This is a genomic window from Stutzerimonas decontaminans, assembly GCF_000661915.1.
GTDB lineage: Bacteria > Pseudomonadota > Gammaproteobacteria > Pseudomonadales > Pseudomonadaceae > Stutzerimonas > Stutzerimonas decontaminans.
In genome coordinates, this window is the sequence record NZ_CP007509.1 from 666,620 (window position 1) to 689,931 (window position 23,312).

At 64.0% G+C, this 23,312-nt stretch carries 19 protein-coding genes and 3 tRNA genes; 12 read left to right on the top strand and 10 right to left on the bottom strand.

Features of this window, described 5'->3' with window-relative positions:
- Positions 1–82: 82 nt before the first annotated feature.
- From UIB01_RS02995 to UIB01_RS03005, 3 genes are all read left to right on the top strand, one after another.
- A tRNA-Asn gene (locus UIB01_RS02995) sits at positions 83–158 on the top strand.
- Positions 159–167: 9 nt separating this feature from the next.
- A tRNA-Pro gene (locus UIB01_RS03000) sits at positions 168–244 on the top strand.
- A gap of 5 nt (positions 245–249) precedes the next feature.
- Positions 250–325: transfer RNA gene (locus tag UIB01_RS03005), tRNA-Lys, on the top strand.
- Positions 326–438: 113 nt separating this feature from the next.
- On the opposite strand, the gene UIB01_RS03010 is transcribed toward UIB01_RS03005, so the two are convergent.
- From UIB01_RS03010 to UIB01_RS03020, 3 genes are all read right to left on the bottom strand, one after another.
- Positions 439–1,734 (bottom strand): NAD(P)/FAD-dependent oxidoreductase, encoded by a 1,296-nt coding sequence (locus UIB01_RS03010; protein WP_038656735.1) that lies wholly within the window; start codon positions 1,732–1,734, stop codon positions 439–441.
- 53 nt (positions 1,735–1,787) lie between these two features.
- Positions 1,788–1,961: a DUF3094 family protein gene (locus UIB01_RS03015; RefSeq protein ID WP_038656737.1), complete on the bottom strand. Its 174-nt coding sequence runs from the start codon at positions 1,959–1,961 to the stop codon at positions 1,788–1,790.
- Between the two features lie 122 nt (positions 1,962–2,083).
- Entirely contained in the window at positions 2,084–4,339 is a 2,256-nt protein-coding gene (locus UIB01_RS03020; RefSeq protein WP_038656739.1) for a DUF1631 domain-containing protein, read from the bottom strand.
- Positions 4,340–4,767: 428 nt separating this feature from the next.
- On the opposite strand from UIB01_RS03020, the gene nadC reads away from it, so the two are divergent.
- The gene (gene nadC / locus UIB01_RS03030; protein WP_038656743.1) at positions 4,768–5,616 is read left to right on the top strand and encodes a carboxylating nicotinate-nucleotide diphosphorylase; all 849 of its coding nucleotides are present in this window, start codon (positions 4,768–4,770) and stop codon (positions 5,614–5,616) included.
- Between the two features lie 50 nt (positions 5,617–5,666).
- Here the strand turns inward: nadC and UIB01_RS03035 are convergent, their stop codons facing one another.
- Positions 5,667–6,098, bottom strand: coding sequence for a Z-ring associated ZapG family protein (locus UIB01_RS03035; RefSeq protein WP_038656745.1), 432 nt, complete (start codon positions 6,096–6,098; stop codon positions 5,667–5,669).
- Between the two features lie 138 nt (positions 6,099–6,236).
- Between UIB01_RS03035 and UIB01_RS03040 the strand changes: the two genes are divergently transcribed.
- From UIB01_RS03040 to zapE, 3 genes are all read left to right on the top strand, one after another.
- The gene (locus tag UIB01_RS03040; RefSeq protein WP_038656747.1) at positions 6,237–6,863 is read left to right on the top strand and encodes an alpha/beta hydrolase; all 627 of its coding nucleotides are present in this window, start codon (positions 6,237–6,239) and stop codon (positions 6,861–6,863) included.
- Positions 6,864–6,912: 49 nt separating this feature from the next.
- Positions 6,913–8,271 carry a tryptophan--tRNA ligase gene (locus UIB01_RS03045; RefSeq protein WP_038656749.1) on the top strand — a complete coding sequence of 453 codons (1,359 nt, stop codon included), beginning with the start codon at positions 6,913–6,915 and terminating at the stop codon, positions 8,269–8,271.
- A gap of 169 nt (positions 8,272–8,440) precedes the next feature.
- Entirely contained in the window at positions 8,441–9,535 is a 1,095-nt protein-coding gene (gene zapE / locus UIB01_RS03050) for a cell division protein ZapE (protein ID WP_038665354.1), read from the top strand.
- A gap of 146 nt (positions 9,536–9,681) precedes the next feature.
- Here zapE and UIB01_RS03055 read toward each other — a convergent pair whose 3' ends face one another.
- Complete coding sequence (locus UIB01_RS03055; RefSeq protein WP_038656751.1) at positions 9,682–10,671, bottom strand: GlxA family transcriptional regulator; 990 nt, start codon at positions 10,669–10,671, stop codon at positions 9,682–9,684.
- Positions 10,672–10,828: 157 nt separating this feature from the next.
- Here UIB01_RS03055 and nfi point away from each other — a divergent pair, with 157 nt between their 5' ends.
- The 4 genes from nfi (at position 10,829) to UIB01_RS03075 (ending at position 15,365) form a co-directional block, all read left to right on the top strand.
- Positions 10,829–11,554: a deoxyribonuclease V gene (gene nfi / locus UIB01_RS03060; RefSeq protein WP_038656752.1), complete on the top strand. Its 726-nt coding sequence runs from the start codon at positions 10,829–10,831 to the stop codon at positions 11,552–11,554.
- 114 nt (positions 11,555–11,668) lie between these two features.
- Positions 11,669–12,220, top strand: a complete 552-nt coding sequence (gene ampD, locus UIB01_RS03065) for a 1,6-anhydro-N-acetylmuramyl-L-alanine amidase AmpD (protein WP_038656754.1) — start codon at positions 11,669–11,671, stop codon at positions 12,218–12,220.
- Positions 12,221–12,236: 16 nt separating this feature from the next.
- A complete protein-coding gene (ampE, locus tag UIB01_RS03070) occupies positions 12,237–13,073 on the top strand; it encodes a regulatory signaling modulator protein AmpE (RefSeq protein ID WP_038656757.1) in 837 nt (278 codons plus the stop codon).
- Positions 13,074–13,334: 261 nt separating this feature from the next.
- Entirely contained in the window at positions 13,335–15,365 is a 2,031-nt protein-coding gene (locus UIB01_RS03075; RefSeq protein WP_038656759.1) for a methyl-accepting chemotaxis protein, read from the top strand.
- Between the two features lie 13 nt (positions 15,366–15,378).
- On the opposite strand, the gene UIB01_RS03080 is transcribed toward UIB01_RS03075, so the two are convergent.
- From UIB01_RS03080 to ada, 3 genes are read right to left on the bottom strand one after another with little or no spacing between them, the layout of a single operon-like run.
- Positions 15,379–16,164, bottom strand: a complete 786-nt coding sequence (locus UIB01_RS03080) for a TatD family hydrolase (protein ID WP_038656761.1) — start codon at positions 16,162–16,164, stop codon at positions 15,379–15,381.
- A gap of 43 nt (positions 16,165–16,207) precedes the next feature.
- Positions 16,208–16,450: a hypothetical protein gene (locus UIB01_RS03085; RefSeq protein WP_038656763.1), complete on the bottom strand. Its 243-nt coding sequence runs from the start codon at positions 16,448–16,450 to the stop codon at positions 16,208–16,210.
- 52 nt (positions 16,451–16,502) lie between these two features.
- Positions 16,503–17,543: a bifunctional DNA-binding transcriptional regulator/O6-methylguanine-DNA methyltransferase Ada gene (ada, locus tag UIB01_RS03090; RefSeq protein WP_038656765.1), complete on the bottom strand. Its 1,041-nt coding sequence runs from the start codon at positions 17,541–17,543 to the stop codon at positions 16,503–16,505.
- A gap of 158 nt (positions 17,544–17,701) precedes the next feature.
- Between ada and UIB01_RS03095 the strand changes: the two genes are divergently transcribed.
- Positions 17,702–18,592, top strand: coding sequence for a PA4780 family RIO1-like protein kinase (locus UIB01_RS03095; RefSeq protein ID WP_038656767.1), 891 nt, complete (start codon positions 17,702–17,704; stop codon positions 18,590–18,592).
- Between the two features lie 191 nt (positions 18,593–18,783).
- On the opposite strand, the gene UIB01_RS03100 is transcribed toward UIB01_RS03095, so the two are convergent.
- Both UIB01_RS03100 and UIB01_RS03105 read right to left on the bottom strand, forming a co-directional pair.
- A complete protein-coding gene (locus UIB01_RS03100) occupies positions 18,784–20,271 on the bottom strand; it encodes an efflux transporter outer membrane subunit (RefSeq protein WP_038656769.1) in 1,488 nt (495 codons plus the stop codon).
- Positions 20,268–23,312: an efflux RND transporter permease subunit gene (locus UIB01_RS03105; RefSeq protein WP_038656772.1), complete on the bottom strand. Its 3,045-nt coding sequence runs from the start codon at positions 23,310–23,312 to the stop codon at positions 20,268–20,270. Before UIB01_RS03105 ends, UIB01_RS03100 begins: the two co-directional genes overlap by 4 nt.

Genomic DNA, 23,312 nt, shown 5'->3' on the forward strand with positions numbered 1-23,312 from the left:
GGTTGACAGGCGAGCCGGGAACCGTAAAATGGCGCGCCTCTGAGGCGGTAACGTAACGCCGAAGAGCTGGAATTAAAGTTGTTCCGCGATAGCTCAGTCGGTAGAGCAAATGACTGTTAATCATTGGGTCCCAGGTTCGAGTCCTGGTCGCGGAGCCAAATTCCAATCGGGGTATAGCGCAGTCCGGTAGCGCGCCTGCTTTGGGAGCAGGATGTCGGGAGTTCGAATCCCCCTACCCCGACCATTTTTGGGTCGTTAGCTCAGTTGGTAGAGCAGTTGGCTTTTAACCAATTGGTCGTAGGTTCGAATCCTACACGACCCACCATACGAGCTTCTGAAGAAGCCTGAAAAGCTGGATATCCACATGGATCTCCAGCTTTTTTTTGCCCGCGATTTGTAGCAGCGTGGCTGGCGCACCCGCAGGCGCGCCAGCTCGTATCAGTGCAGTTTCAGACGCGGCTCGGTGGTGCGGCTCAGCTTGTCGCCGAGCATCATCAGCAGCGTTCGCGGGACGCCGTACAGCGCGATCTGGTGCATGCGATACAGCGAGATGTAGAACATTCGCGCCAGCCAGCCTTCTAGCATTACGTTGCCGGTCAGGTTGCCCATCAGATTGCCCACCGCCGAAAAGCTCGACAGCGAAATTAGTGAGCCGTAGTCCTTGTAGCGATAGGTCGGCAGCGGCTTGCCTTCCAGCCGATTGCGGATCGAGCGGGCCAGCATCGAGGCCTGCTGGTGGGCTGCCTGCGCGCGGGGCGGGACATTGCGGTCACTGTCTGGCTGGGGGCAGGCGGCGCAGTCGCCGAACGCGAAGATGTTGTCGTCACGGGTGGTCTGCAATGTCGGATGCACGACCAGCTGGTTAATGCGGTTGCTCTCAAGGCCATCAAGCTCGTGGAGGAATCCTGGAGCCTTGATCCCGGCCGCCCAGACCTTGAGGCTGGCCGGGACGAACTCGCCCTGTTTTGTATGCAGGCCTTCGGCTGTGACTTCACTGACGGCCGAGCCGGTGAGAACCTTCACGCCCAGATCGAGCAGCGTTTGGTGCACAGGCTGGCTGATGCGCTCGGGGAGGGCGGGCAGCACTTTTGGCCCGGCCTCGATCAGCGTGATCTTCACATCTTCCGGCTTGATGCCGTCCAGGCCGTAGGCGGCAAGCTCCTTGGCGGCGTGCAGCAGCTCTGCGGCCAGCTCTACTCCGGTTGCGCCAGCGCCGACGATGGCCATGCTTATCTCGCTCGAAGTGCCCTCTCCGGCATGCGCCTTCATGTAATGGCTCAGTAGCTGCCGATGAAAGCGTTCGGCCTGCTCGCGGGTGTCGAGGAAGATGCAGTGCTCGGCAGCGCCGAGCGTGCCGAAGTCATTGGTCGTACTGCCGACTGCGATCACCAGGGTGTCGTAGTTCAGCGTGCGCGACGGCACCAGTTCCACGCCGAATTCATCGCAAGTGGCGTTCAGGCGTATGCATTTGCTGGTGCGGTCCAGGCCGGCCATGCGCCCCATCTGGAATTCGAAGTGATTCCACTTGGCTTGGGCGACATAGTTGAGCTCGTCCGCAGACGAGTTCAGCGAGCCCGCAGCCACTTCGTGCAGCAGGGGCTTCCAGATGTGCGTGAGGTTGGCATCGACCAGCGTGACCCGGGCTTTACCGCGCTTGCCGAGGGTCCTGCCCAGGCGGGTGGCGAGCTCAAGCCCGCCGGCGCCGCCGCCGACAATTACGATTCGATGTGACATGGGGATGACTCATAGCTACAAAGAAGTCGGCGGCGCGGCCGGGCGAGCGGAGCTCAAAGCACCAGGCGGCTCAAGAGGCGGCTCAGCAGCCCTAGCCCGATTACCACGATCAGTACGATCAGCAGCAGAATCCACGGGCGGAACGGCTGGCGTTCGACCTGGTGCTGCGGTGCGCGGAGGTATTCGTCGACGCGCTGCTGGTCTTCGGGGTTCAGGCGGCTGGGCATAGGCACCTCGAATAGAATGCAGGCATTCTAGCTGTGCAGGGGCAAAAGCCAAGCGCGAAGTGCGGCACTTTGCCGCGCGGAGGGCGGTGCGAGCATGCCCGGCGGCATGCTCGCCGAATGAGTTAGGTGTTCTTCAGCTTGCGCAGGTTGCCGATTACCGACTCCAGTGCGCGATCGAACAGCAGGGTGTCGTTGAGTAATCGAATGGCGCCGCGCTGGAACTCGCTGGCCAGGCCCATACGAGTCTTTTCCAAGACCTTCATGCCGGTGCGGTTGACGAAGATGTACTTGCCGGTGGGCTTGATCACTGCTGCCAGCTTGCAGCGCAACTTGTGCTCTTCGTCCTCCTGGAACTCCACCCAGCTACCTACTCGCAGGTTATCGACCTGAATCAGGGCGTCGTCGTTATCAGGCAGGCTGATTTCGGGTTCCTGGTCGCGGCTTTCGCCCGGTGCAAGGAGAACGATCTCGTCGACTACTTCGACCATCGCCGGTTTGGCTGCGGCCGCAGATGCGGCTGGCTCCGGCTGGTTGTCGTCGTCCGTTGCGGCTTCGTCAGGAATGTTCTGCGGTTGCTGGAAGCGCTGCAGGGTCTGAACGTGAAGCGCTTCGAGCTGGGTAAAGAAGTCGCCGGTGGAGAAGGGGTCGAATGCAGCGCTAACCAGTCCTTCGCGTAGAGCCTTGAGCAGGCTGGGCACTAGCTCCAGCAGTCGCGCGCGCGACTCTTCGTCTTCATGGGGCGTAACGCTCCAGACCAAGTCGTCCATGGTGTCGAGGGCGGCCTGCCATTCCTCGGACTGGGTGCCGTGTTTCAAGCAGGTAAGCAGTAATACCTTGCTCCAGGCTTCCTGCAGCAGGCGAACCACGACTTCCGGTAGCGTTTTGCCGAGCAGGCGCTGGTTCAGCGCGTGCTCCACTTCCTGGCGGGCAATTTCGGCCTTGGCGCGGCCTTCTTCGGCATCGCGGGTGCGCTGCTCCAGCAGCTCGCTGCGGCGGCGCTCATCGCCCATGAATGCGAGAAAATCAGCCAGCAGCTCGGAGAAAATGGCTGGATCGTCGGTGAAGTCGTTGAGCAGTCGCGCGACGATTTGCTCGATCTTCTGGTACAGGCTGTCGCGCTGCGCTTCGTCCTGATCGCCCCAGCCCATCGCTGCAGAAGCGATTTCGTTTAGCAGGCGGCGTGCCGGGTGGCTGCCGCGACTGAAGAAGGTTTTGTCCAGCACCGCAACCTTGAGCAGTGGAATCTGCAGGCGGCCGATCAGCGCTTTCAGCGAGTCCGGCAAGGTGCGATCGTCAAGAATGAATTCAAACAGCATGGCGACGAGGTTGATCACGTCGTCATCGATCTCGCCAACCACGCGAGACTTGCCGGTTTTGGCGCTGACCCGGCTCAGCAGGTTGCCGAGCTGGTCCTGGAGGTCAAAGTCGTCGACGGTCTGAGGCGCGCGCGCCTGCATATGCGACAACAGCCGAAGCAGGTCACTGCTGGAGATCGGTATGGCGTCGCTGGGTACGTTGCGAGCTGGCAGTACGCTGCTGCCGCGGAGCTCGGAAAGCAGGCTGTGCAGTGCGCTGAAGGCGGCTTCCTGCAGTCCCTCATCCGCATGGCTTGCTTGGCCAAGTGGGGCTGATGGTGCGTTGCTGGCGGCTGGCGCGCCTTGCCGTTGCTGGCGGCGTGGCGGGGTGGAGTGCAGCTCCGGCAGGATGCCGGCGGCGACCAGGGTCTGGTTGGCCTCGGCGTATAGCTGGTCGATATCCCCGAGCACGTACTTTTCGAAGAGCTTGAAGATGATCAGCTTGACCTTGATCTCCACACCCAGGCTGCTGCTGGTTTCGATGAAGTAGTCACAGAGCGCATGTGGACCCAGCGGATTGCTCTTATCGTCGAGCTTCTTGCTGATAAGTGCGTTCATACGCGTGGTCAGGTGTGCCAGTGGTTGCGCGGCCCGGGTCATGACCTTGGCAACCATGGTGTCGATGGCGACCGATTCTTCCAGTTCGTCGTTCTGCACCAGCGACAGGCTGTCAAAGGAGACAGTGTCAAGGGCTGGCGGCTTGCCGATCTCGTACTGATTCAGCTTGGCAAAGGCTTCGAACAGCTGTTGCAGAAAGCCGCGCTCGATGTTGCGGCGCTTCATGCGCAAGTCGCGCATGGCTTCGAAGAAAGCGTTCTGTTCGGCATTGCTGGTCGCGCGGTCGGCGATCTCGAAAAGCGAGTCATCGGCATTGTCGAACAACGACTGCAAAGCCTGGCGGAGTTGCTGAGCAGCCTTGTCGCGCACGCTGATGAGCGCCACGGGCAGGCGGCCTGCCGCCGAGGAAGGCTTTTGCTCAGGGGCAGCCTTGTTCAGGTGCACCACTTTCGCATCGGTTCGCATCGAGACTCTCCTGCGGTCGCCTGCTTAAGGGCGGACACAACGCCAGATTTCCAGCAGCGTCTTATATAAAGGTAACCACGTCGGCAGGGCAAGGCGGAAGGTTCCGGGCGAGACCGCAATCTAGTGCGGGTTTGACATATCGAGCCGGATTCCTGGCGCAGCATAGCCGAGCAGTTTGATTTTACAACGGCGCTTCGTCAGCCAAGGGTCGCCATTTCGGTGGCGCCAAATTCTTAGACGGCATTATAAGCATTGGTTGCATACGCCAAGTCCGGTTTTTCATTGGACATGACTTGCCTCACAGATACTCGCAGGTTTTCCGCCGAGAGGTATGAAAGGTCGGTCTGGAGGTCTGCTTGCGTTAGCAGGTTGTCGCTATCGCCAGCGGATCGAGCCTTTATAATCTTCGCCATATTCAGGAGCCTGCCATGCCGAATCTAACCCTTGCCGATCTGTCTGCCGAAATCGAGGCGAACGTACGCCGAGCACTAATTGAGGATGTTGGCAGCGGTGATATCACCGCGCAGCTGATCCCCGCCGAGCGGCTGGCGCATGCGTCGGTCATAACCCGTGAGGTAGCCGTGATTAGTGGCACTGCCTGGGTCGATGCCGTCTTTCGCCAGGTCGACCCGCGGGTGGCGGTCCATTGGCAGGTCGCCGATGGCGAAAGGGTCGATGCCGATCGGGTTTTGTTTCACCTCGAGGGACCTGCACGTGCACTGCTCACCGGTGAGCGCAGCGCGCTGAACTTTCTACAGATGCTTTCCGGGGTGGCAACGCGCTGCCGTCGCTACGCGGACATGGTCGAGGGCACCGGCGTGCGCTTGCTCGACACGCGCAAGACGATTCCCGGGCTGCGTCTGGCGCAGAAGTATGCTGTCACCTGCGGCGGCTGCCATAACCATCGAATCGGTCTTTACGACGCCTTCCTGATCAAGGAGAACCACATCGCGGCCTGCGGCGGCATCGCAGAAGCAGTCGCCGCGGCGCATCGCATTGCGCCTGGCAAGCCTGTGGAAGTCGAGGTGGAGAGTCTGGACGAGCTTGAGCAGGCGCTCAGGGCAGGCGCCGATATCGTCATGCTGGACGAGCTCAGTCTGGACGATATGCGCACCGCAGTAGCGATTAATGGCGGGCGCGCCAAACTGGAGGCGTCAGGTGGGATCAGCGACGAAACCCTGCGTAGCGTGGCGGAAACGGGGGTGGATTACATCTCCATCGGCGCGCTGACCAAGCATGTGCGGGCGGTGGATCTGTCGATGCGTTTGCGGCAGTAAGGGCGGGGAGGTTGTGGGGCCTGGCGCAGCGGGTGCGCCAGGCGGATCGGTCAGTGGCGGCTTTTCAGACCGAAATTCTCGTGCAGGGTGCCGGGGGTGTCGTCGCCCTTGGGCGCATAGTCCTTCGGCGGCTCGGTGAAGGTAGGCGACGAGAGACGCCCCCGAGTGCCATGGTTTTCTTCGCTGTGCAGTGCCGCCATCAGGCGTTGACGGGTCTGTTCGTCGAGGGCGAGGCGGTTGGCGCCGTCAGACAGGTGATCCTGGATGTCCTGATAGTTGTTGGTCAGTTTGCGCAGCAGGCTGGCGGTGGTGTTGAAGTGGGTAACCACTTCACTCTGATAGGTGTCGAAACGCTCTTGCAGGTCATCGACCTGACGCTGTGTGCGGTTGGGTGCGCTGCTGCGTGCCACCAGATAACCGATGGCGACGCCGGCGATCAGGCCGACGATCGGGAGCAACCAGGTCGCGAGGGTCTGTTCCACGAGTCCTTCCTCTATATAAACGGCTGTGCTTACGTTAACGTCTCGTACCTGCTCTGTATACCGCAACGCGAGGCGGCGGTTATTGGCAGCTAGTTAGCAAGACGAGTCGACTCGTCCCAAGGTCACGGAGTTCCTGCTTTGTTGAAACGCGAAACCCCCCTCACGCTTGATGCCCCTTGCGGGGCGCTTGAAGCGCTGTACTTCGATCAACCTCAGCCGGCTGGGCTGGCGCTGATCTGCCATCCGAACCCGGTCAAGGGCGGCACCATGCTGAATAAGGTGGTTTCGACCCTGCAGCGTACCGCGCGGGATGCTGGCTACAGCACGCTGCGCTTCAATTATCGCGGCGTCGGCGGCAGTGCCGGTGCGCACGATATGGTCGAGGGCGAGGTGGATGATGCCGAGGCTGCGCTGCGCTGGCTGCGCGAGCAGAACCCGGAGCTGCCGCTGACGCTGCTGGGGTTCTCCTTCGGTGGTTTTGTCGCCGGCAATCTGGCCGGGCGGTTGAACGCCGAGGGCGTAGCGGTAGAACGGCTGATGATGGTGGCGCCGGCGGTTTCGCGCCTTGCCGAGCTGTCGCTGGCTGAGGATTGTCGGCTGACGATCATTCAGCCGGAGCAGGATGAGGTCATCGATGCTGAGTCGGTTTACGCCTTTTCCGCACAGCTACAGCACCCCCATGAGCTGCTGAAAGTGGCAGAATGCGGCCACTTTTTTCACGGCAAACTGGTGGAACTGAAGGAGCTGGTTGCTCCGCGTCTTTGATGCCCGAGCCTGTTCCTCTCCGCCGCGCGCAACGATCGAGAATGACTGTATGACTACCCGCATCCTGACCGGTATCACCACCACCGGCACGCCGCACCTGGGCAACTACGCCGGCGCGATCCGCCCGGCAATCCTGGCCAGCCGCGACGCGGCCGCCGACTCCTTCTATTTCCTGGCTGACTACCACGCGCTGATCAAGTGCGACGACCCGCTGCGCATCCAGCGCTCGCGCCTGGAAATCGCCGCGACCTGGCTGGCCTGCGGCCTGGATGCCGAGCGGGTGACCTTTTATCGTCAGTCCGATGTCCCGGAAATCCCCGAGCTGACCTGGCTGCTGACCTGCGTAACGGCCAAAGGGCTGCTCAACCGCGCCCATGCCTACAAGGCCTCGGTGGACAAGAACGTCGAGAACGGCGAGGACCCGGACGCCGGCGTGACCATGGGTCTGTACAGCTACCCGGTGCTGATGGCGGCGGACATCTTGATGTTCAATGCGCACAAGGTGCCGGTTGGCCGCGACCAGATCCAGCATGTGGAAATGGCCCGCGATATCGCCCAGCGCTTCAATCACCTGTTCGGCAACGGCCGCGAGTTCTTCACCCTGCCCGAAGCGGTGATCGAAGAGGGTGTCGCCACGCTGCCGGGGCTCGACGGGCGCAAGATGTCCAAGAGCTACGACAACACCATTCCGCTGTTCGGCAGCGCCAAGGAGCTCAAGGCAGCGGTCGCGCGCATCGTCACCGACTCGCGCCTGCCGGGCGAGCCGAAGGACCCGGACAACTCCCACCTGTTCACCCTTTATCAGGCCTTCGCCACCGCGCAGCAGCAGTCCGATTTCCGCCAGCAATTGCTCGACGGGCTGGCTTGGGGTGATGCCAAGCAGCGCCTGTTCGAATTGCTCGACAACGAGCTGGGCGAGGCGCGCGAGCTGTATCACCAACTGATCACCAAGCCGGCCGAACTGGAGGACATCCTCCAGGCGGGCGCCGCCAAGGCGCGCCGGATTGCTACCCCGTTCCTCGGCGAGCTGCGCGAGGCCGTCGGCCTGCGCAACTTCCGCAGCGAAGTGAAAAGCGCAGCGCCAGCCAAGAAGAAGTCCAGCAAGGTGGCGCGCTTCGCCAGCTTCCGCGAGGCCGATGGTGCCTTCCGCTTCCGTTTCTTCGCGCCGGATGGCGAGGAGCTGCTGCTGTCCCGCCCGCTCAGCAACCCGAAGGCGATCGGTAGCCTGACTCAAAGGCTGATCGCCGGCGGGCCGGACGCGCTGGAACTTCGCGAGGACGAAGGTGATCAATTCACCCTGTGGCTGGACGACGAATGCATCGCCGACAGTCCGCACTTCGAGAGCGCCGAAGCGCTCGACGCGGCCATGCTGCGGGTACGCGAGGCGCTGGCCACGCTCGTTGGCTGACGCGTTGTCGCCAGGGCGGAACGCACCGTGCGGTTGCGTTCCGCGGCTCTACGGCGATCTTCAAGAATGGGTGTCCCAGGAGGGCTGACGCTTGAACGACCTGAGTAAATTGCCAACCACCGAGGGCGCCGCTAAAGTGTCGGCCCCGTTTCACTACCCGAACTCCGCCATGACCCCTCTTGAGCGCTATCAGGCCGACCTGAAACGTCCTGACTTCTTCCACGATGCCGCCCAGGAAAACGCGGTGCGTCACCTGCAGCGTCTGTACGACGATCTGGTGGCCGACGATCGCAGCAAGAGCGGCTTGCTCGGCAAGCTGTTCGGCAAGAAACAGCAGGAGCCGATCAAGGGCATCTACTTCTGGGGCGGCGTTGGCCGCGGCAAGACCTACCTGGTCGATACCTTCTTCGACGCGTTGCCGTTCAAGCAGAAGACGCGTACGCACTTTCACCGCTTCATGAAGCGCGTGCACGAGGAAATGAAAACCCTCAAGGGCGAGAAGAACCCGCTGACCATCATCGGCAAGCGCTTCGCCGACGAGTCGCGGGTGATCTGTTTCGACGAATTCTTCGTCTCCGATATCACCGACGCGATGATTCTCGCCACCCTGCTCGAGGAGCTGTTCAAGAACGGCGTGAGCCTGGTGGCGACCTCCAACATCGTGCCGGACGGTCTGTACAAGGACGGTCTGCAGCGTGCGCGTTTCCTGCCAGCGATCGAGCTGCTGAAGAAGCACACCGAGATCGTCAACGTCGACAGCGGCATCGACTATCGCCTGCGTGCGCTGGAGCAGGCCGAGCTGTTCCACTTCCCCCTCGATGCCGAGGCCGAGCAGAGCCTGGAGCGCAGCTTCAAGAGCCTGCTGCCGGAAAACTGCCGGGTCGTCGACAAGGACGTGCTGATGGTCGAGAACCGCGAGATTCGCGCGGTGAAGACTGGCAACGATGTGGCCTGGTTCGAGTTCCGCGAGCTGTGCGACGGGCCGCGCAGCCAGAACGACTACATCGAGCTGGGCAAGATCTTCGGTGCCATCCTGCTGGCCAACGTCGAGCAGATGAATGTCACCAAGGACGACATGGCGCGCCGCTTCATCAACCTGGTGGACGAGTTCTACGACCGCAACGTCAAGCTCATCATCTCTGCCGAGGTCGAGCTCAAGGACCTCTATACCGGCGGCCGTCTGGAGTTCGAATTCCAGCGCACCCTGAGTCGCCTGCTGGAGATGCAGTCCCACGAGTACCTGGCGCGCCCGCACAAGCCCTGACGATACGCCGGTCGCGAAGTCCCACTCTTCGCGACTTGGCTGCTGCCTCTGAACATTCGGGTACTGCGCCTTGGTAGGCGCGCTCGATCGCGAAGGGGCTTGCGGGCAGTCGGTATCCTGTTTCAGCAGCTTTTTCCGAGATTGCCCTACGATTCCGGCCGGTATTTCTGCCGGTAGTGATTGGGTGATAGCTCGGTGTGCTGGCGGAACAGACGGGCGAAGAAGCTGGCATCGTCGTAGCCCACTTCATAACTGATCGTCTTGATGCTCTTACCGGTGGTGGCGAGCAGGCTCTTGGCCGTCTCGATCCGCAGTCGCTGCAGATAGTGCAGCGGCTTGTCGCCTGTGGCGGCCTGGAAGCGCCGCATGAAGTTGCGGATGCTCATGCCATGCTGGCGCGCCACATCCTCGAAGCGGAATTTTTCGGCGAAGTTCGCTTCCAGCCACTCCTGAATCTGCAGAATTCGCGTATCCAGATGCAGCTTCTGCCCGCCGAAACCCAGACGCCCCGGGCTGTAGCTGCGTTGCAGTTCGAATAGCACATCGCGGGCCATGCCCTGCGCCACATGCGCGCCGCAAAAGCGCTCTACCAGATACATGTACAGGTCGCAGGCCGAGGTAGTGCCGCCTGCGCAGTAGAGGTTGTCGCTGTCGGTGAGGTGCTTGTCGGCGCTGAAGTGCACGCCGGGAAAGCGCTCGGCGAAGTCGTTGGCAAAACGCCAGTGGGTGGTTGCCTCGCGGCCTTCCAGCAAACCAGCCTGAGCCATCCAGAAGACGCCGGTGGCTTCGCCGCAGATGACGCTGCCGGCAGCGTGCCGCTCGCGCAACCACGGCGCGACTTCCGGATACTGCGCGCAGAGGGCATCGAAATCGCCCCAGAATGCCGGCAGGATCACCATATCGGCATCGTCCAGCAGGCTATCCACCGCTATGGCGGTACCGCTGAAGGTGTTTACTGCTCGGCCGTCGGGGCTGACCAGGCGGGTTTCGAATGCGGGGTGCAAGTCCAGACCGAGCTGCTTGCCATAGCGCAGGCTGGCCATGTGAAAAAAGTCCTTGGCCTGCATGAGCGTCGAGGCGAACACTCCTTCCGTGGCCAGTATGCTGACGTGTCTGATCGAGGCGAGGTTGGGCATGCGATTCTAATTATTGTGATGGAATAACAGGGTAAAACTGCCGTGCGACGGCTGGAGCGTCCTATTTTTCCGGGGTGCTGTCCAGTCTGAACTGTTGCTGTGCGGCTGAACCGTTGCACCGGCAGGGCGTCGAATCGCAGACGTACAGGAGCCAATCATGAGCGAACCCAATCCGTATCCCGCTGTGCCATTCGGCGACTGGGACGGCAGCCCGGCAGCTGCGCGAGCAATGCAGCAGACGCTGGCCTCGCAGGTACGACTGCAGGATGACTTTCCGCCGTTGCGCTTGATTGCCGGGGTGGATGTCGGCTTCGAAGAAGGCGGAAGCATCACCCGAGCAGCAGCTGTGCTGCTGGATGCCGATACGCTCGAGCTGGTCGGCAGCAGCCTGGCGCGAATCCCCACGAATATGCCGTATATCCCTGGTCTGCTGTCATTTCGCGAGCTGCCGGCAGTCCTCCAGGCGCTCGCCGAGCTGCCAGCGGTCCCCGATCTGATCTTTTCCGACGGCCACGGTATCGCCCACCCGCGGCGCCTGGGAATCGCCGCACATCTCGGTGTGGTAACTGGCCTGCCCACCATTGGCGTGGCGAAGAAGCTGCTCACCGGCGAGCATGATGAGCTTGACCTGATGCGCGGTGCGCAGGTCGAGTTGCGCGACAAGAAGACTGGCGAAATGATCGGCTACGTGTTGCGCAGCAAGGACAAGGTGCGGCCGCTGATCATCTCGCCTGGCAACCGCGTCAGCATCGCCACGGCGCCGGAGCTGGTAAAGCGCTACCTGACGCGCTACCGCCTGCCCGAGCCGACTCGTCTGGCCGATCGGCTGGCCTCGCGGCGGGAGGAAAAGGCCGCTGCACGCCGCATGGCCGGCAACGCCTAGTAGCTGGCGCTCCTGTCAGGTTGTAACCGCGATTGCCAGCCGTGGCGGCTGCGCTTGCAGGCGCCGTCGTGCAGGCGCTAGCCTGCGGGCTTGCTGTCAGCATGGACCTTCAAGATGCATCTGGATTGCGCCACCGGCTGGTGTCATGGCGTCCGCCACTGCCCGTCGCCGAACTTCAACCAGCGTCCGGCCGGCGAGATATCCCTGCTGGTGATTCACAACATCAGCCTGCCGCCGGGGCAGTTTGGTACCGGCAAGGTTCAGCAGTTCTTCCAGAATGCACTGCAGCGCTGCGAGCATCCGTTCTTCGAAGAAATCGCCGAACTGCAAGTCTCGGCGCATTTTCTCATCGAGCGTGATGGCGCGATCACTCAGTTCGTCTCCTGTCTGGACCGTGCTTGGCATGCCGGTGTGTCCTGTTTCGATGGCCGTGACGGCTGCAATGATTTCTCAATTGGCATCGAGCTGGAGGGGACTGATGACCAACCCTTCAGCGAGGCGCAGTATCAGGCGCTGATCGAGCTTTGCCGGGTTCTTCAGGGCGCCTATCCGGCCATCACCCCCGAGCGGGTTTGCGGTCACAGCGATATCGCCCCCGGGCGCAAGACCGACCCCGGCCCGGCATTCGACTGGCAGCGGTTGCGCACGGCTACCATTACCTGCTGACGAAAGGAAAAGAGCGATGAGTTTTCTGGTAATCCTGCTCGTGCTGCTGGTGGACAAATTTTCCGACTGGCGACCACGCCTGCAGAACGATGGACCCTGGCTGACGCGACTGCGTCAGGCCGAAACCAGCCCCAGCCTGCAGCGGGCGCCCTGGCTTGTACTGCTTCTGCTGGTGCTGCTGCCGGTGGCGCTGCTCGGCCTGCTGCTGGCGGCGCTGGAGCCTCTGGCGTACGGCTGGCTAAGCCTGCCGCTGCATCTGCTGGTGCTGCTCTACAGCCTGGGCCGTGGGCATGCCAAGTCCGAGCTCGGTACCTTCCGCGATGCGTGGCGACGCGGTGATCAGGAGGCGGCGGCACTGGCCGCCGAGCGGGACATCGGCTTGCAGGAGCAGGATCCGCCCAGCCTGCTGCAGGCGGTGCAGACACGGCTGCTGTGGAAGAGCTACGAGGGTTTTTTCGCCGTCATCTTCTGGTACCTGCTGCTGGGGCCGATGGCGGCCTTGGCCTACCGGTTGCTGGCGCTGTGCGCCGAACATGCCGAGCTAGAAGGATTGCGCGAGCGCGCCGAGCAGCTGCGGCATGCTTTCGACTGGCTGCCGGTGCGGGTGCTGCTGGGCAGCTTCGCCCTGGTCGGCAACTTTGTCGCCGTCAACCGGGCATTGCTGCACGAGTTGCTCAGCTGGGATGTGTCTGCGCGGCGCCTGCTGGCTGATGCGGGCCCGCTGGCTGCCGACCTGTCGCCTCAAATCGATGGTGAGGCGGGCATCGCCCGGCTCGATGGAATAGCCGCATTGCTGGTGCGCACACGGGTCTTCTGGTACGCGGTGATTGCGGTCCTGACCCTCCTCGCCTGAGCAGGAGCAGGCCCAGTGAATGGCCAGCCATCAAATTGCTGGATGGCCATTCGCGCGCCGACACGCTGCAGCCTGCGAGCCAGAGCGGCTGCGCCTGTGGCAGCAACCGCTTGTCGGATGGCCATCATTTGGCTATTACCTTAAGTTACAAAAGCACCTACCGATATCCCGTATAACCCGGGCAGATGCCACTCTCTGACGAGCCCTGCTGCGCGCTGCAATTGCGTGCAAGCCCATACCAATAAAATTGGGAGACGTCGTGTGAATAGTCTGTTGTATCCCGCGATCGCGTTCATGAACCGCCTGAGCTTCGGCATGAAGTTCAGCCTGGTCAGCGTCCTGTTCTTCGTTCCCATGTTGCTGAGCAATTACTACCTGGTGCGCGATTCATACCGGGCGTTCGTCGGCACCCGCACGGAATTGCAGAGCCTGGAGCTGCTCGGCTCGACCCTGCAGGTGCGGCGCAGCATGGAGGACTGGAAGGACCTCGTGCGAATCGAGTCGATCATCGGCCAGACCGGCAATGTCGAGGCGCTGCAGACTCGTTTGAACCGTGTCGAAGCGGAGCTGGCAGCGCAGCTGCAGGCCCTTGCGCCGGTCGGCGATGCGCCCGAACAGGTGGCCGAATTCAATGCTCGCCGCGATGGTCTGGTAGCCGGGCTGAATGCCGCCCAGGCCGAGCAATCAGTACAGTCCAAAGCTGCCATGGCAGAAACGCTGCTGGGGCAGTCGCAGGTGATGATCAAGCTGGTCGCCGGGCAGTCCGGTCTCAGCCAGGACCTCGAGCGCGAGGTACGTCTGCTGGCCGAGCTGCTGACTACGGTAACCCCGGCCATCAGCGCATCGCTCGGCGAGGGCCGCGCGGTGGGCTCCTACACCTTCGGCCAGGGCTACCTGAACTCCGATGCCAGCAACACGCTGGACAACCTCGTGCTGGAGCTGGAAAAGCAGCAGGCGCAGTACGCCGCGCAACTGCAGGATGCTCTCGGCGCGAGCGAGGCCGCGCGGCGCAAGCTCGATTCCTTCGCCAACGCCAGCCGTGAGTCGCTGCAGGCGAGCAGCGACATCCTGCAGGACGAGGTGATCATGGCCGATGCGCTGGACCGCCCGTGGGAGCAGTTCTACGAGCGCATCAGCGCCGAGATGGCGAAGACCTACCAGCTCAACGATGCCATCCTCGGTTACCTCGAGGTGGAGCTGGCCGAGCGGCTGGAGCAGAAGCGCCTGTTGATGACGTTGCTGCTCTCGGCGCTGGCGGTGGTGCTGTGCCTTGTGGCGTACCTGTATGCCGGTTTCTACGCTTCGACACGCGCCTCGCTGCACAACCTGGGTGAGATCATGGGCAGGGTTGCCGGTGGCGACATGACCGTCCGCTATCAGGTGCAGAGCCGCGACGAATTGGGCGAGCTGGGGCAGGTGTTCAATACCACCGTGGCGCAGATCCGCGAACTGATCGAGCGCGTCGGTCAGACGGTCGCCGAGGTCGAGCGCCAGGCGCAGCGGGTCGAAAGCGTCTCCGGCGAGAGCAACCAGACCGTGTCCGAGCAGCGCGGCCAGATCGAGCAGGTCGCCACGGCGATGAACGAGATGTCCGCCACGGCCCAGGAGGTTGCCAGCAGTGCCGAGGCGGCGGTAGGCAGCGCGCAGAGCGTCAACGAGGAGACCGTCAGCGGTCGCGAGCTGGTGGTGGCGCAGGTCGGTGGTATCCAGCGGCTGGCTGGTGAAATCGAGCAGTCGGTGCAGGTGATCAACCAGTTGGCTGGTGATAGCAAGGCGATCAGCCAGGTGCTGGACGTTATCAAGACGATTGCCGAGCAGACCAACCTGCTGGCACTCAATGCCGCCATCGAGGCAGCGCGTGCCGGGGAGCAGGGGCGTGGCTTCGCGGTGGTTGCCGATGAGGTGCGCGGGCTGGCGCAGCGGACGCAGAAGTCCACCGCGGAAATCGAGCAGATGATCGCGCGTCTGCAGAACGGCGTCGGCGCGGCGGTGAAAACCATGCACGCCAGCCATGCGCTTGCCGAAGACACCGTCGGCCAATCCGGGCAGGTGGAGCAGGCGCTGGAGAATATCCTTGGTGCGGTCGGGCTGATCGTCGATCAGAACCAGCAGATCGCGGCGGCGGCGGAGCAGCAGACTGCGGTGGCGCACGATATCGATCGCAACATCGTTGCCATCAACGAGGCCGGCCAGCGGACCGCCGAGGGAGCGGGGCATACCGAGCAGGCGAGCCGCGAGTTGTCTCAGCTGGTGGGACGGCTGCAGCAGCTGATCGGCGCGTTCCGGGTCTGAGCACGGGCAGCGTTCAGGGCTGCGGCCAGCCGAACAGTTCACAGCTGTTGCGATAGCTGGCTGTGGCCAGCTCTTCGGCGCTGACACCCTTCAGCTCGGCCAGCATCCGGCAGATATCGGGCAGCAGTTCCGGGCTGTTGCGCTCGCCGGCGTGGCCGGCTGGTGGAATGTCCGGCGAGTCGGTTTCCAGCACGATGGCATCCAGCGGCAACTGTTTCAGCACCCGCTGCATGCGCTGCGCCTGCGGCCAGGTGCCGGCGCCTCCGAGCCCGAGTTTGAAGCCCAGGCGCAAGTACTCCCGCGCCTCTTCCCAGCTGCCACTGAATGCGTGCACGACACCCGCGCGCTCCAGCTTGTGTCGCTTGAGCATGGCGATCATCGGTGCATGGGCGCGACGCACATGCAGCAGTACCGGCAGGCTGAATTCCGCGGCCAGTGCCAGCTGGGCTTCGAGTAGTTCGTGCTGACGCTCGATGTCGGGATCCTCGACGTAGTAGTCCAGGCCAATCTCGCCGATGGCGCAGAGGTTGGGATCGCCGTGCAGGCGCTCCAGCCAGTCGCGCAATTGCTGCAGATGCTCGTCCCGATGCTCTTCGATGAACACCGGGTGCAGGCCCAGCGCGGCATAAATACTCGGCTGCTCGCAGGCCAGCTGCCAGACACGTTGCCAATTGGCTTCATGTACACCGAGCACCACAATGCGCTCGACTCCGGCGTTCTGGCTGCGAGCAATGACCTGCGCCCGGTCGTCATCGAACATTTCGAAATCGAGGTGAGTATGGGTGTCGATCAGTTGCACGACAGGCTCCGTACGGTGGGCGGACGGTAATGCTACATCGCCTTCAACGGCTTTCCTCTTCGATCTGGATGTCGCTGACGCCCAGTTCGCTCAGTCGGCTGGCCTCGCTTGGATGGACCGGGTCTTCCCAGGGCGCGTCGCCGGCGGCGCGCGGCTCGCGCACGTGATGCAGCAGAATTTCCAGCTCGGCCTGCTCGAGACCGGGCACTTCGAACGAGCTGATCAGCAGCGAGGCGGGCTCGCCGTTGATGCGGTAGTGAATGCGGTAACGCTTTAGATCGGTCATGGCGGGCTTCCTGCGGTTGGCGGCACTGAAGTATCCGACCGCCGAAAACACCTCAGGCTCCCGAATCACCCTGCGCTTCACGCTCGAGCAGTGCGGCCTTGCGTTCCAGGCCCCAGCGATAGCCGGTCAGCGCCTGATGGCTGCCGACCACGCGGTGGCAGGGCACCAGCAGGCCGACCGGGTTGCTGGCGCAGGCGCGGGCGACTGCCCGGGCGTGGCTGCCGAGGGTCGCCGCCAGCTCGCCGTAGCGCCGGGTCTCGCCGACGGGGATCTGCTGCAATGCCTGCCAGACCCGTTGCTGAAAGGCTGTGCCGCGCAGGTCGAGGGGCAACTGGGCGGCCCGCTGTGGTTCCTCCAGTTGGCCGACAATTGCCTGCAGCCATTCACCCAGCCCGGCCTGATCGCGCTGCAGTTGTGCGGCGGTAAAGCGCGAGCGCAACTCGTCTTCCAGCACCGTTTCGTCGTTACCGAATAGCAGCGCGCAGACACCCTTGTCGCTGCTGGCGATCAGCAGCAGGCCGAGCGGGCAGGGCGCCAGGGCATAGCGCAGGGTTTCGCCAGCACCTTTGCGGCGGCGCTGGGCCGGCGTCAGCGCCTGCGCGTCCGCATAGGGCGCCCGTGTGCCGGAATAGCCGGCGGTGAGGGCGGCATCGAGTACCGAATCGGCTTTCGCCAGGTGGGTTTCCAGGCGTTCGCGGCGGCGTGCCGCTGACCAGGCGCGCGGCGTCATGCCGGTGCGCGCCTTGAATGCGCGTGTCAGATAGGCAGGCGACAGTCCGATACGCGCGGCCAGCTGCTGCAGTGGCAGCGGCGCTTCGGTTTCGTCGAGCAGGCGGCAGGCGGCGACCACCAGTGCATCGAGCTGCTCGCTCGGGCTCGGGCCGCAGGGCGAGCAACGGCGGCATGGCCGGTATCCGGCGGCCTGGGCCGCTGCCGGATCGATATAGAACGCCGTACGCTCGCGGGCCGGCCGGCGTGCCGGGCAGCTGGGGCGGCAGAAAATGCCGGTCGAGCGCACGGCGAATACGAAGCGGCCATCGAAGGCGGCATCACGTTCGCATAGCGCTTGCCAGCAGCGGTCCTGGTCGAGCATGGCGCGACTCCCCTGGTTGATGCAGCGATTGTCGGACCTCGGCGGGCCGTGCGCCAATCCAAAGCGTGCTTTCAAAGTCGATGGGGAGCATGGAAGCCGCCCCGTGATTGCCGTAACCTGCAGCATCGCCCTGACCGAGAAGGACCTGCAAGCCGCTGATGAAAACGCCTAAACGACTCGAACCGCTGATCGAGGATGGCCTGATCGACGAGGTGCTGCGGCCGCTGATGAGCGGCAAGGAAGCAGCGGTATACGTGGTGCGCTGTGGCGATGAGCTGCGCTGCGCCAAGGTCTACAAGGAAGCCAACAAGCGCAGCTTCCGCCAGGCCGTGAAGTACCAGGAAGGCCGCAAGGTGCGCAGCAGCCGCGATGCCCGCGCCATGGCCAAGGCATCCAAGCACGGCCGCAAGGAGAAGGAAGAGAACTGGCAGAACGCCGAAGTCGCGGCGCTCTTTCGCCTGGCCGACGCCGGCGTGCGTGTGCCCAAGCCGTACGACTTTCTCGATGGCGTCCTGCTGATGGAGATGATCGCCGGCGAGGATGGCGACGCCGCGCCACGGCTCAATGACGTCGAGCTGCATCCGGACGATGCCCGCGAGTTCCATGCCTTCATGATCCACGAAGTGGTCAAGATGCTTTGCGCGGGGCTGGTGCACGGTGACCTGTCCGAATTCAACGTGCTGCTCGACGAACACGGCCCGGTGATCATCGACCTGCCGCAGGCGGTTGATGCGGCCGGCAACAACCACGCGTTCGAGATGCTCGAGCGCGATGTCGGCAATATGTCGGCCTATTTCGGCCGGTTCGCACCGGAGCTCAAGTTCACCCGCTATGCCAAGGAGATGTGGGCGCTGTATGAGCAGGGCAAGCTGACGCCCGAAACCGAGCTGACTGGCGAGTTTGCCGAGCCGGAAGATGCCGCGGATATCGAAGCGGTAATGCGGGAGATCAAGGCCACGCTGGCCGAGCAGGAGCGGCGGGAGGCCTTGCGCGGCGCGGACGATGCGCCGAAGGATGAGCCGCCGGAGCCGCCATGGATGAGGGGTTGATCGTTGGCTGCTCAGGTACCGTGCGGTTGGGTTGATTAGCCAGCCGTTTGCCAGTTTGGTTCCGCCCTGCTCGGGGTTGCTTTCTCTTGCCTGCACAACGTCGCCTGGGCCAGGAGAAAGCAACCAACGAGAAGGGCGCCCCGCCATCCGAACCCGCAGAGCTCTCTAGGTTTGTTGTCCCTGAACGCCAATCAGGGCTGTGATCGCTCCAAAGCACTGGCCTCGCTCGGTGTATCCGAAGTTTCCGCGGCCTCCGCCTGCCACCCACCACCCAACGCTACATACAACGCCACCTGCGCCGTCGCCAGCGCGGTCCTGCCTTCCAGCGCCCGCTGGCGGGCCTGCAGCGCACCGCGCTGGGCGTCCAGCACCTCGCTCAGGTTCGCCTCACCCAGCTCGTAGCTGCGTTGCGCCAGCCGATGTGCCCGTTCACGGTGCTCGCGGGTGCGGCTCAGGGACGTGTGCCTGCGCTGCTGACCGGCCATCCTCGTCAGGCCGCGCTCTACTTCCTCCAAGGCTCGCGTCAGGGCCTGCTCGAAGGCGACATAGGCCGTCTCGCCCTCGGCATCGGCCAGGTCGATGGCGGCGCCGCGGCGTGGATAGTCCAGCAGCGGCAGGCCAAAGGTGGCGCCGACCCGGGCGAATTTCGAGGCGCTGGAAATGGCGTCGCCCAACGCGAAGCCCGAGCGACCCACGGCGGCCTGCACCGCCAGTTTCGGAAACAGGTCGCGGCGGGCGGCCAGCGATTGCAGCTCGGCGGCGTCCAGCCGCGCCGCTTCGGCGATCAGGTCCGGACGGCGGCGCAGCAAGTCGACGGGCTGGCCGGGGGCGATGCGCTGCTCGGCCAGCGGCACCGGCGCGCTGGCGGCGAGACGCGCGGCGGTGCTGCCCGGCGGCTCGGCGAGCAGGGTGTCCAGCGCCAGCTGCGCTTCGGCCAGATGAATGTCCAGCTCGTCCAGATCGGCTTCCAGCGACGCGCGCTCGGCGGAGGTGGCTTCCACATCCAGTCGGGTCACCTCGCCGGCGTGAAACAGCAGCCCGGCGATGCGCTCCAGCTCGCGCGCCACTTCGATGCCTTCGACCAGCAGGGCGCGCTGGCCCTGCAGCGCGCGTAGTTGCAGATAGCCCTGTGCGGTGTTCGAGGCCACGGCGAGCCGCGCCGCCACCGTCTGCGCCTCGGCCGAACGCAGTTGCCGGGCCGCGCTGTCACGCCGGGCGCGGGTGGCGCCGAACAGGTCGAGTTCCCAGGTCGCCTGCAAGGCCAGCTCCCAGGTGTCGACGCTGATCACATCATCGTCAGGAATGAAGTCGGCCAGCGGGCTTCCAGGTTCGGCGTCCTGATCGTTCTCGACCCACTGGCGGCTGGCCGAACCGGGCAGGTCGAAGCTCGGCAGCAGGCCGGCACGCGACTGGCGCAGCTGGGCTCGTGCAGCCGTTACGCGCGCCATCGCCAGACGTACATCGTGGTTCTGCTGCATGGCGCGGCTGACCAGCGCGGTGAGCTGCGGGTCATCGAACTGGTGCCACCAGGCGGCCAGCGTTTCGGCATCCGCTGCTTGCGCGCCGGCGGCACTGAACCAGCCTTCCGGCAGTTGCGGATCGGCATGCTGCGGTGCGCTGGAGCAGGCGCTCAGAGCCAGGGCGAGCAGCAGCGGGGCGGCCAGGGCCTTGGCGGTCATGCGGTTTCCTCCGGACGCACTTTCATGAACAGCAGGTACAGGCAGGGCACCGCCAGCAGGGTCAGCAGCGTGGCGAAGCCCAGGCCGCCCATGATGGTCACCGCCATGTTGGCGAAGAACGGGTCGAACAGCAGCGGCACCATACCCAGCACCGTGGTGCCGGCGGCCATCATCACCGGTCGCAGGCGCGACGCCGAGGCTTCGATAATGGCGGTCAGCCGCGGCACCTCGTCATCGATCTGCCGGTCGATCTCGTCCACCAGCACCACCGCATTCTTGATCAGCATGCCGGTCAGGCTGAGCAGGCCGAGCAGCGCCATGAAGCCGAACGCCTGGCCGGTGAGCAGCAGGCCGAAGCTCACCCCGCAGATTGCCATGGGCACCACCAGCCAGATCATCAGCGGCTGGCGCACCTTAGCGAACAGCAGCACGGTGACCAGCACCATCGCCAGATAGGGCACCGCGAGCGTGCTGGCCAGCGCCTGCTGGGCATCGGATGACTGTTCGTAGTCGCCGCCCCATTTCAGGCTGTAGTTGACCGGCAGTTCGATGCCCTCGATAAGGGGACGGATGCGCTGGTGTGCCTCGTTGGTATTCTCGCCATCCCGCGGCTCGGCGCGAATGGAGATGGTGCGCTCGCGGTCGTAGCGCACGATGATGCTGTCCTCGCTGGTTGGCTCGATGCCATCGGCGACCTGCGCCAGCGGCACGTAGCCGTTGCCCGCCGGACTCCAGATCAAACGTTGCAGCAGGTCGTCGCTGCCGACGCGGTCCTCCGGCGCGGCGCGCAGCAGCACCGGGATCAGCTCGTCGCGCTCGCGTAGCAGACTGACCCGCTGGCCCTCGCTGCCGGCGGCCAACGCGCGCGCCACCGCCTGGCGGGTCAGACCGGCGTCTGCAAGGCGATCCAGGGCCAGTTGCGGGCGCAGCACCAGCACCGGCTGGCGCCAGTCGTCGCGCACGTTGAATACCTTGCCCTCATCCTGCAGTCGCTTGCGGCCTTCGGCGGAGATGGCTCGCAGCACCTCGATATCCGGACCGCTGATGCGCGCCTCCAGCTTGGCCTCGGCGTTGGGGCCGAACATGAACTGCGCAGCCGTGACATCGGCCGAGGGGTAGCGCTGCGGCAACTCCTGGTTGATCTGCCGCACCAGGCCGTCGATCAGCTCGGCATCCTCGGTGCGCACGAGAAAGTGCATCAGCGACGAATTCGGCTGCTCCGGCATGTAGGTCAGCATGAAGCGCGAGGCCCCGGCGCCGATGAAGCTGGACACGCCGCTGACGCCCTCCATCTCCGCCAGGTACTCCTCGACGTCGCTCGCGGTGCGCGCCGTATCGCGGATATGCGTGCCCTGCGGCAGGAACAGGTTGACGTAGAACAGCGGCGTACTCGACGGTGGAAAGAAGCTCTGCGGCAGGCGGGTGAAAATCACTGCGCTGACCACCGTCAGCACCACCAGCACGCCGATGGTCAGCCAGGGCCGATGCAGCACGCCACCGGCCAGCCGCCGATAACGGTTGTACCAGGGGCCGTTGTACGCGGCGTCGGGGTCCTCGTCGGTTTTTGCATTGCGCAGCAGGTAATGGCCGAACAGCGGCACCAGCAGCAGCGCCAACAGCCAGCTGAGCAGCAGCGACACGGCGATGACGAAGAACAGCGAGAAGAGGAATTCGCCAGTGGTGTCCTGGGACAGGCCGATGCCGGCGAACGCGAGGATGCCGATGATGGTCGCGCCGAGCAGCGGCCATTGCGTCTGCCGAAGCGTCTGCTGCGATGCTTCGAGAATGCTCTTGCCCTGGCGCTGGCGCACCAGCATGCCGTCGCAGACCACCACCGCGTTGTCCACCAGCATGCCCATGGCGATGATCAGCGCGCCGAGGGAAATCCGCTCCAACTCGATGCCCGCTAGCCACATCACCAGCAGCGTGCCGAGCACGGTGAGGAACAGCACCGCGCCAATGATGAAGCCGGCGCGCAGGCCCATGGCGATGCACAGCACGCCGACCACGATGGCTACCGAGAGGAACACGTTGAGCGCGAAGCTGTTTACCGATTCGTCGACGATCTGATGCTGCTCATACAGCGGATGCAGCTCGGCGCCCAGCGGCATGCGGTGCTCGTTGGCCTGCAGGACCGCTTCGACGCTATGCCCGACCTCGACGATATTCGCCCCGGAAACCCCGCTGATACCGAGCGTCAGCGCCTGCTGGCCGTTGTGACGGATGATCTGCTGCGGCCGCTCGGCATATTCCCGCGAGAGCTTGGCGATCGCGCCCAGTTCGACCCGCTGCGGTCCTTGGCCGACCGGCAGCGCTCGCAGTTCTTCCAGCGAATCGAAAGCGCCGCTCGGGCGCAGGCGTACGAAGAATTCACCGGCATTCACCCCGCCGGCATCGACGGCGGCATCGGTATCGGCCAGCGCCGCGGCGATCTCGTCGGGAGCAACACCGAGTGCGGCCAGCTGCGCCTGGTCGACCTCCACCAGGATGCGCTCCTCCTGCACGCCGGCGATCTCCACCTTGCCGACGCCGTCGGCGGTGAGCAGCGCGCGGCGCAGGTCCTTGGCCGTTTCGTGCAGCTCCTTGAGGGTCAGGCCGTCGCCAGTGAGCGCGTAGAAGATGCCGTAGACGTCGCCGAAATCATCGTTGACCTGCGGCGGCTCGATGCCGGGCGGCAGGTCGCCCTGGGCATCGTTGATCTTGTTGCGCAGCTCGTCCCAGATCTGCGGCAGCGCATCACCAGCGTAGCGGTCCTGCATCTCCACGCGGATCTCGGCGATGCCCGGCATCGAGCGCGAGCGGATCTCCTTGATCTGCGACATCTGCTGGATGGCGCTTTCCAGCGGCTCGGTCACCTGCTGTTCGACCTCCAGCGCCGTGGCGCCGGGGTACTGCACATTGACGATGGCCTGCTTGATGGTGAACTCAGGGTCCTCCAGGCGACCGATCTCGAAGAACGCGAGAATGCCGCCGAACAGACAGATCAGTACCAGAATCCAGATGTTGACCGGGCGGTGGATGGCGTAACGGGCGAAATCCAT

What these genes read in the sequence shown, in the direction of transcription:
- zapE (WP_038665354.1), top strand. Translation starts at nt 8,441, where the DNA reads ATGACCCCTCTTGAGCGCTATCAGGCCGACCTGAAACGTCCTGACTTC.
- UIB01_RS03105 (WP_038656772.1), bottom strand. Translation starts at nt 23,312, where the DNA reads ATGGATTTCGCCCGTTACGCCATCCACCGCCCGGTCAACATCTGGATT.
- ada (WP_038656765.1), bottom strand. Translation starts at nt 17,543, where the DNA reads ATGCTCGACCAGGACCGCTGCTGGCAAGCGCTATGCGAACGTGATGCC.
- UIB01_RS03095 (WP_038656767.1), top strand. Translation starts at nt 17,702, where the DNA reads ATGAAAACGCCTAAACGACTCGAACCGCTGATCGAGGATGGCCTGATC.
- UIB01_RS03020 (WP_038656739.1), bottom strand. Translation starts at nt 4,339, where the DNA reads ATGCGAACCGATGCGAAAGTGGTGCACCTGAACAAGGCTGCCCCTGAG.
- ampE (WP_038656757.1), top strand. Translation starts at nt 12,237, where the DNA reads ATGAGTTTTCTGGTAATCCTGCTCGTGCTGCTGGTGGACAAATTTTCC.
- UIB01_RS03100 (WP_038656769.1), bottom strand. Translation starts at nt 20,271, where the DNA reads ATGACCGCCAAGGCCCTGGCCGCCCCGCTGCTGCTCGCCCTGGCTCTG.
- UIB01_RS03015 (WP_038656737.1), bottom strand. Translation starts at nt 1,961, where the DNA reads ATGCCCAGCCGCCTGAACCCCGAAGACCAGCAGCGCGTCGACGAATAC.
- UIB01_RS03055 (WP_038656751.1), bottom strand. Translation starts at nt 10,671, where the DNA reads ATGCCCAACCTCGCCTCGATCAGACACGTCAGCATACTGGCCACGGAA.
- UIB01_RS03045 (WP_038656749.1), top strand. Translation starts at nt 6,913, where the DNA reads ATGACTACCCGCATCCTGACCGGTATCACCACCACCGGCACGCCGCAC.
- nfi (WP_038656752.1), top strand. Translation starts at nt 10,829, where the DNA reads ATGAGCGAACCCAATCCGTATCCCGCTGTGCCATTCGGCGACTGGGAC.
- ampD (WP_038656754.1), top strand. Translation starts at nt 11,669, where the DNA reads ATGCATCTGGATTGCGCCACCGGCTGGTGTCATGGCGTCCGCCACTGC.
- UIB01_RS03085 (WP_038656763.1), bottom strand. Translation starts at nt 16,450, where the DNA reads ATGACCGATCTAAAGCGTTACCGCATTCACTACCGCATCAACGGCGAG.
- UIB01_RS03010 (WP_038656735.1), bottom strand. Translation starts at nt 1,734, where the DNA reads ATGTCACATCGAATCGTAATTGTCGGCGGCGGCGCCGGCGGGCTTGAG.
- nadC (WP_038656743.1), top strand. Translation starts at nt 4,768, where the DNA reads ATGCCGAATCTAACCCTTGCCGATCTGTCTGCCGAAATCGAGGCGAAC.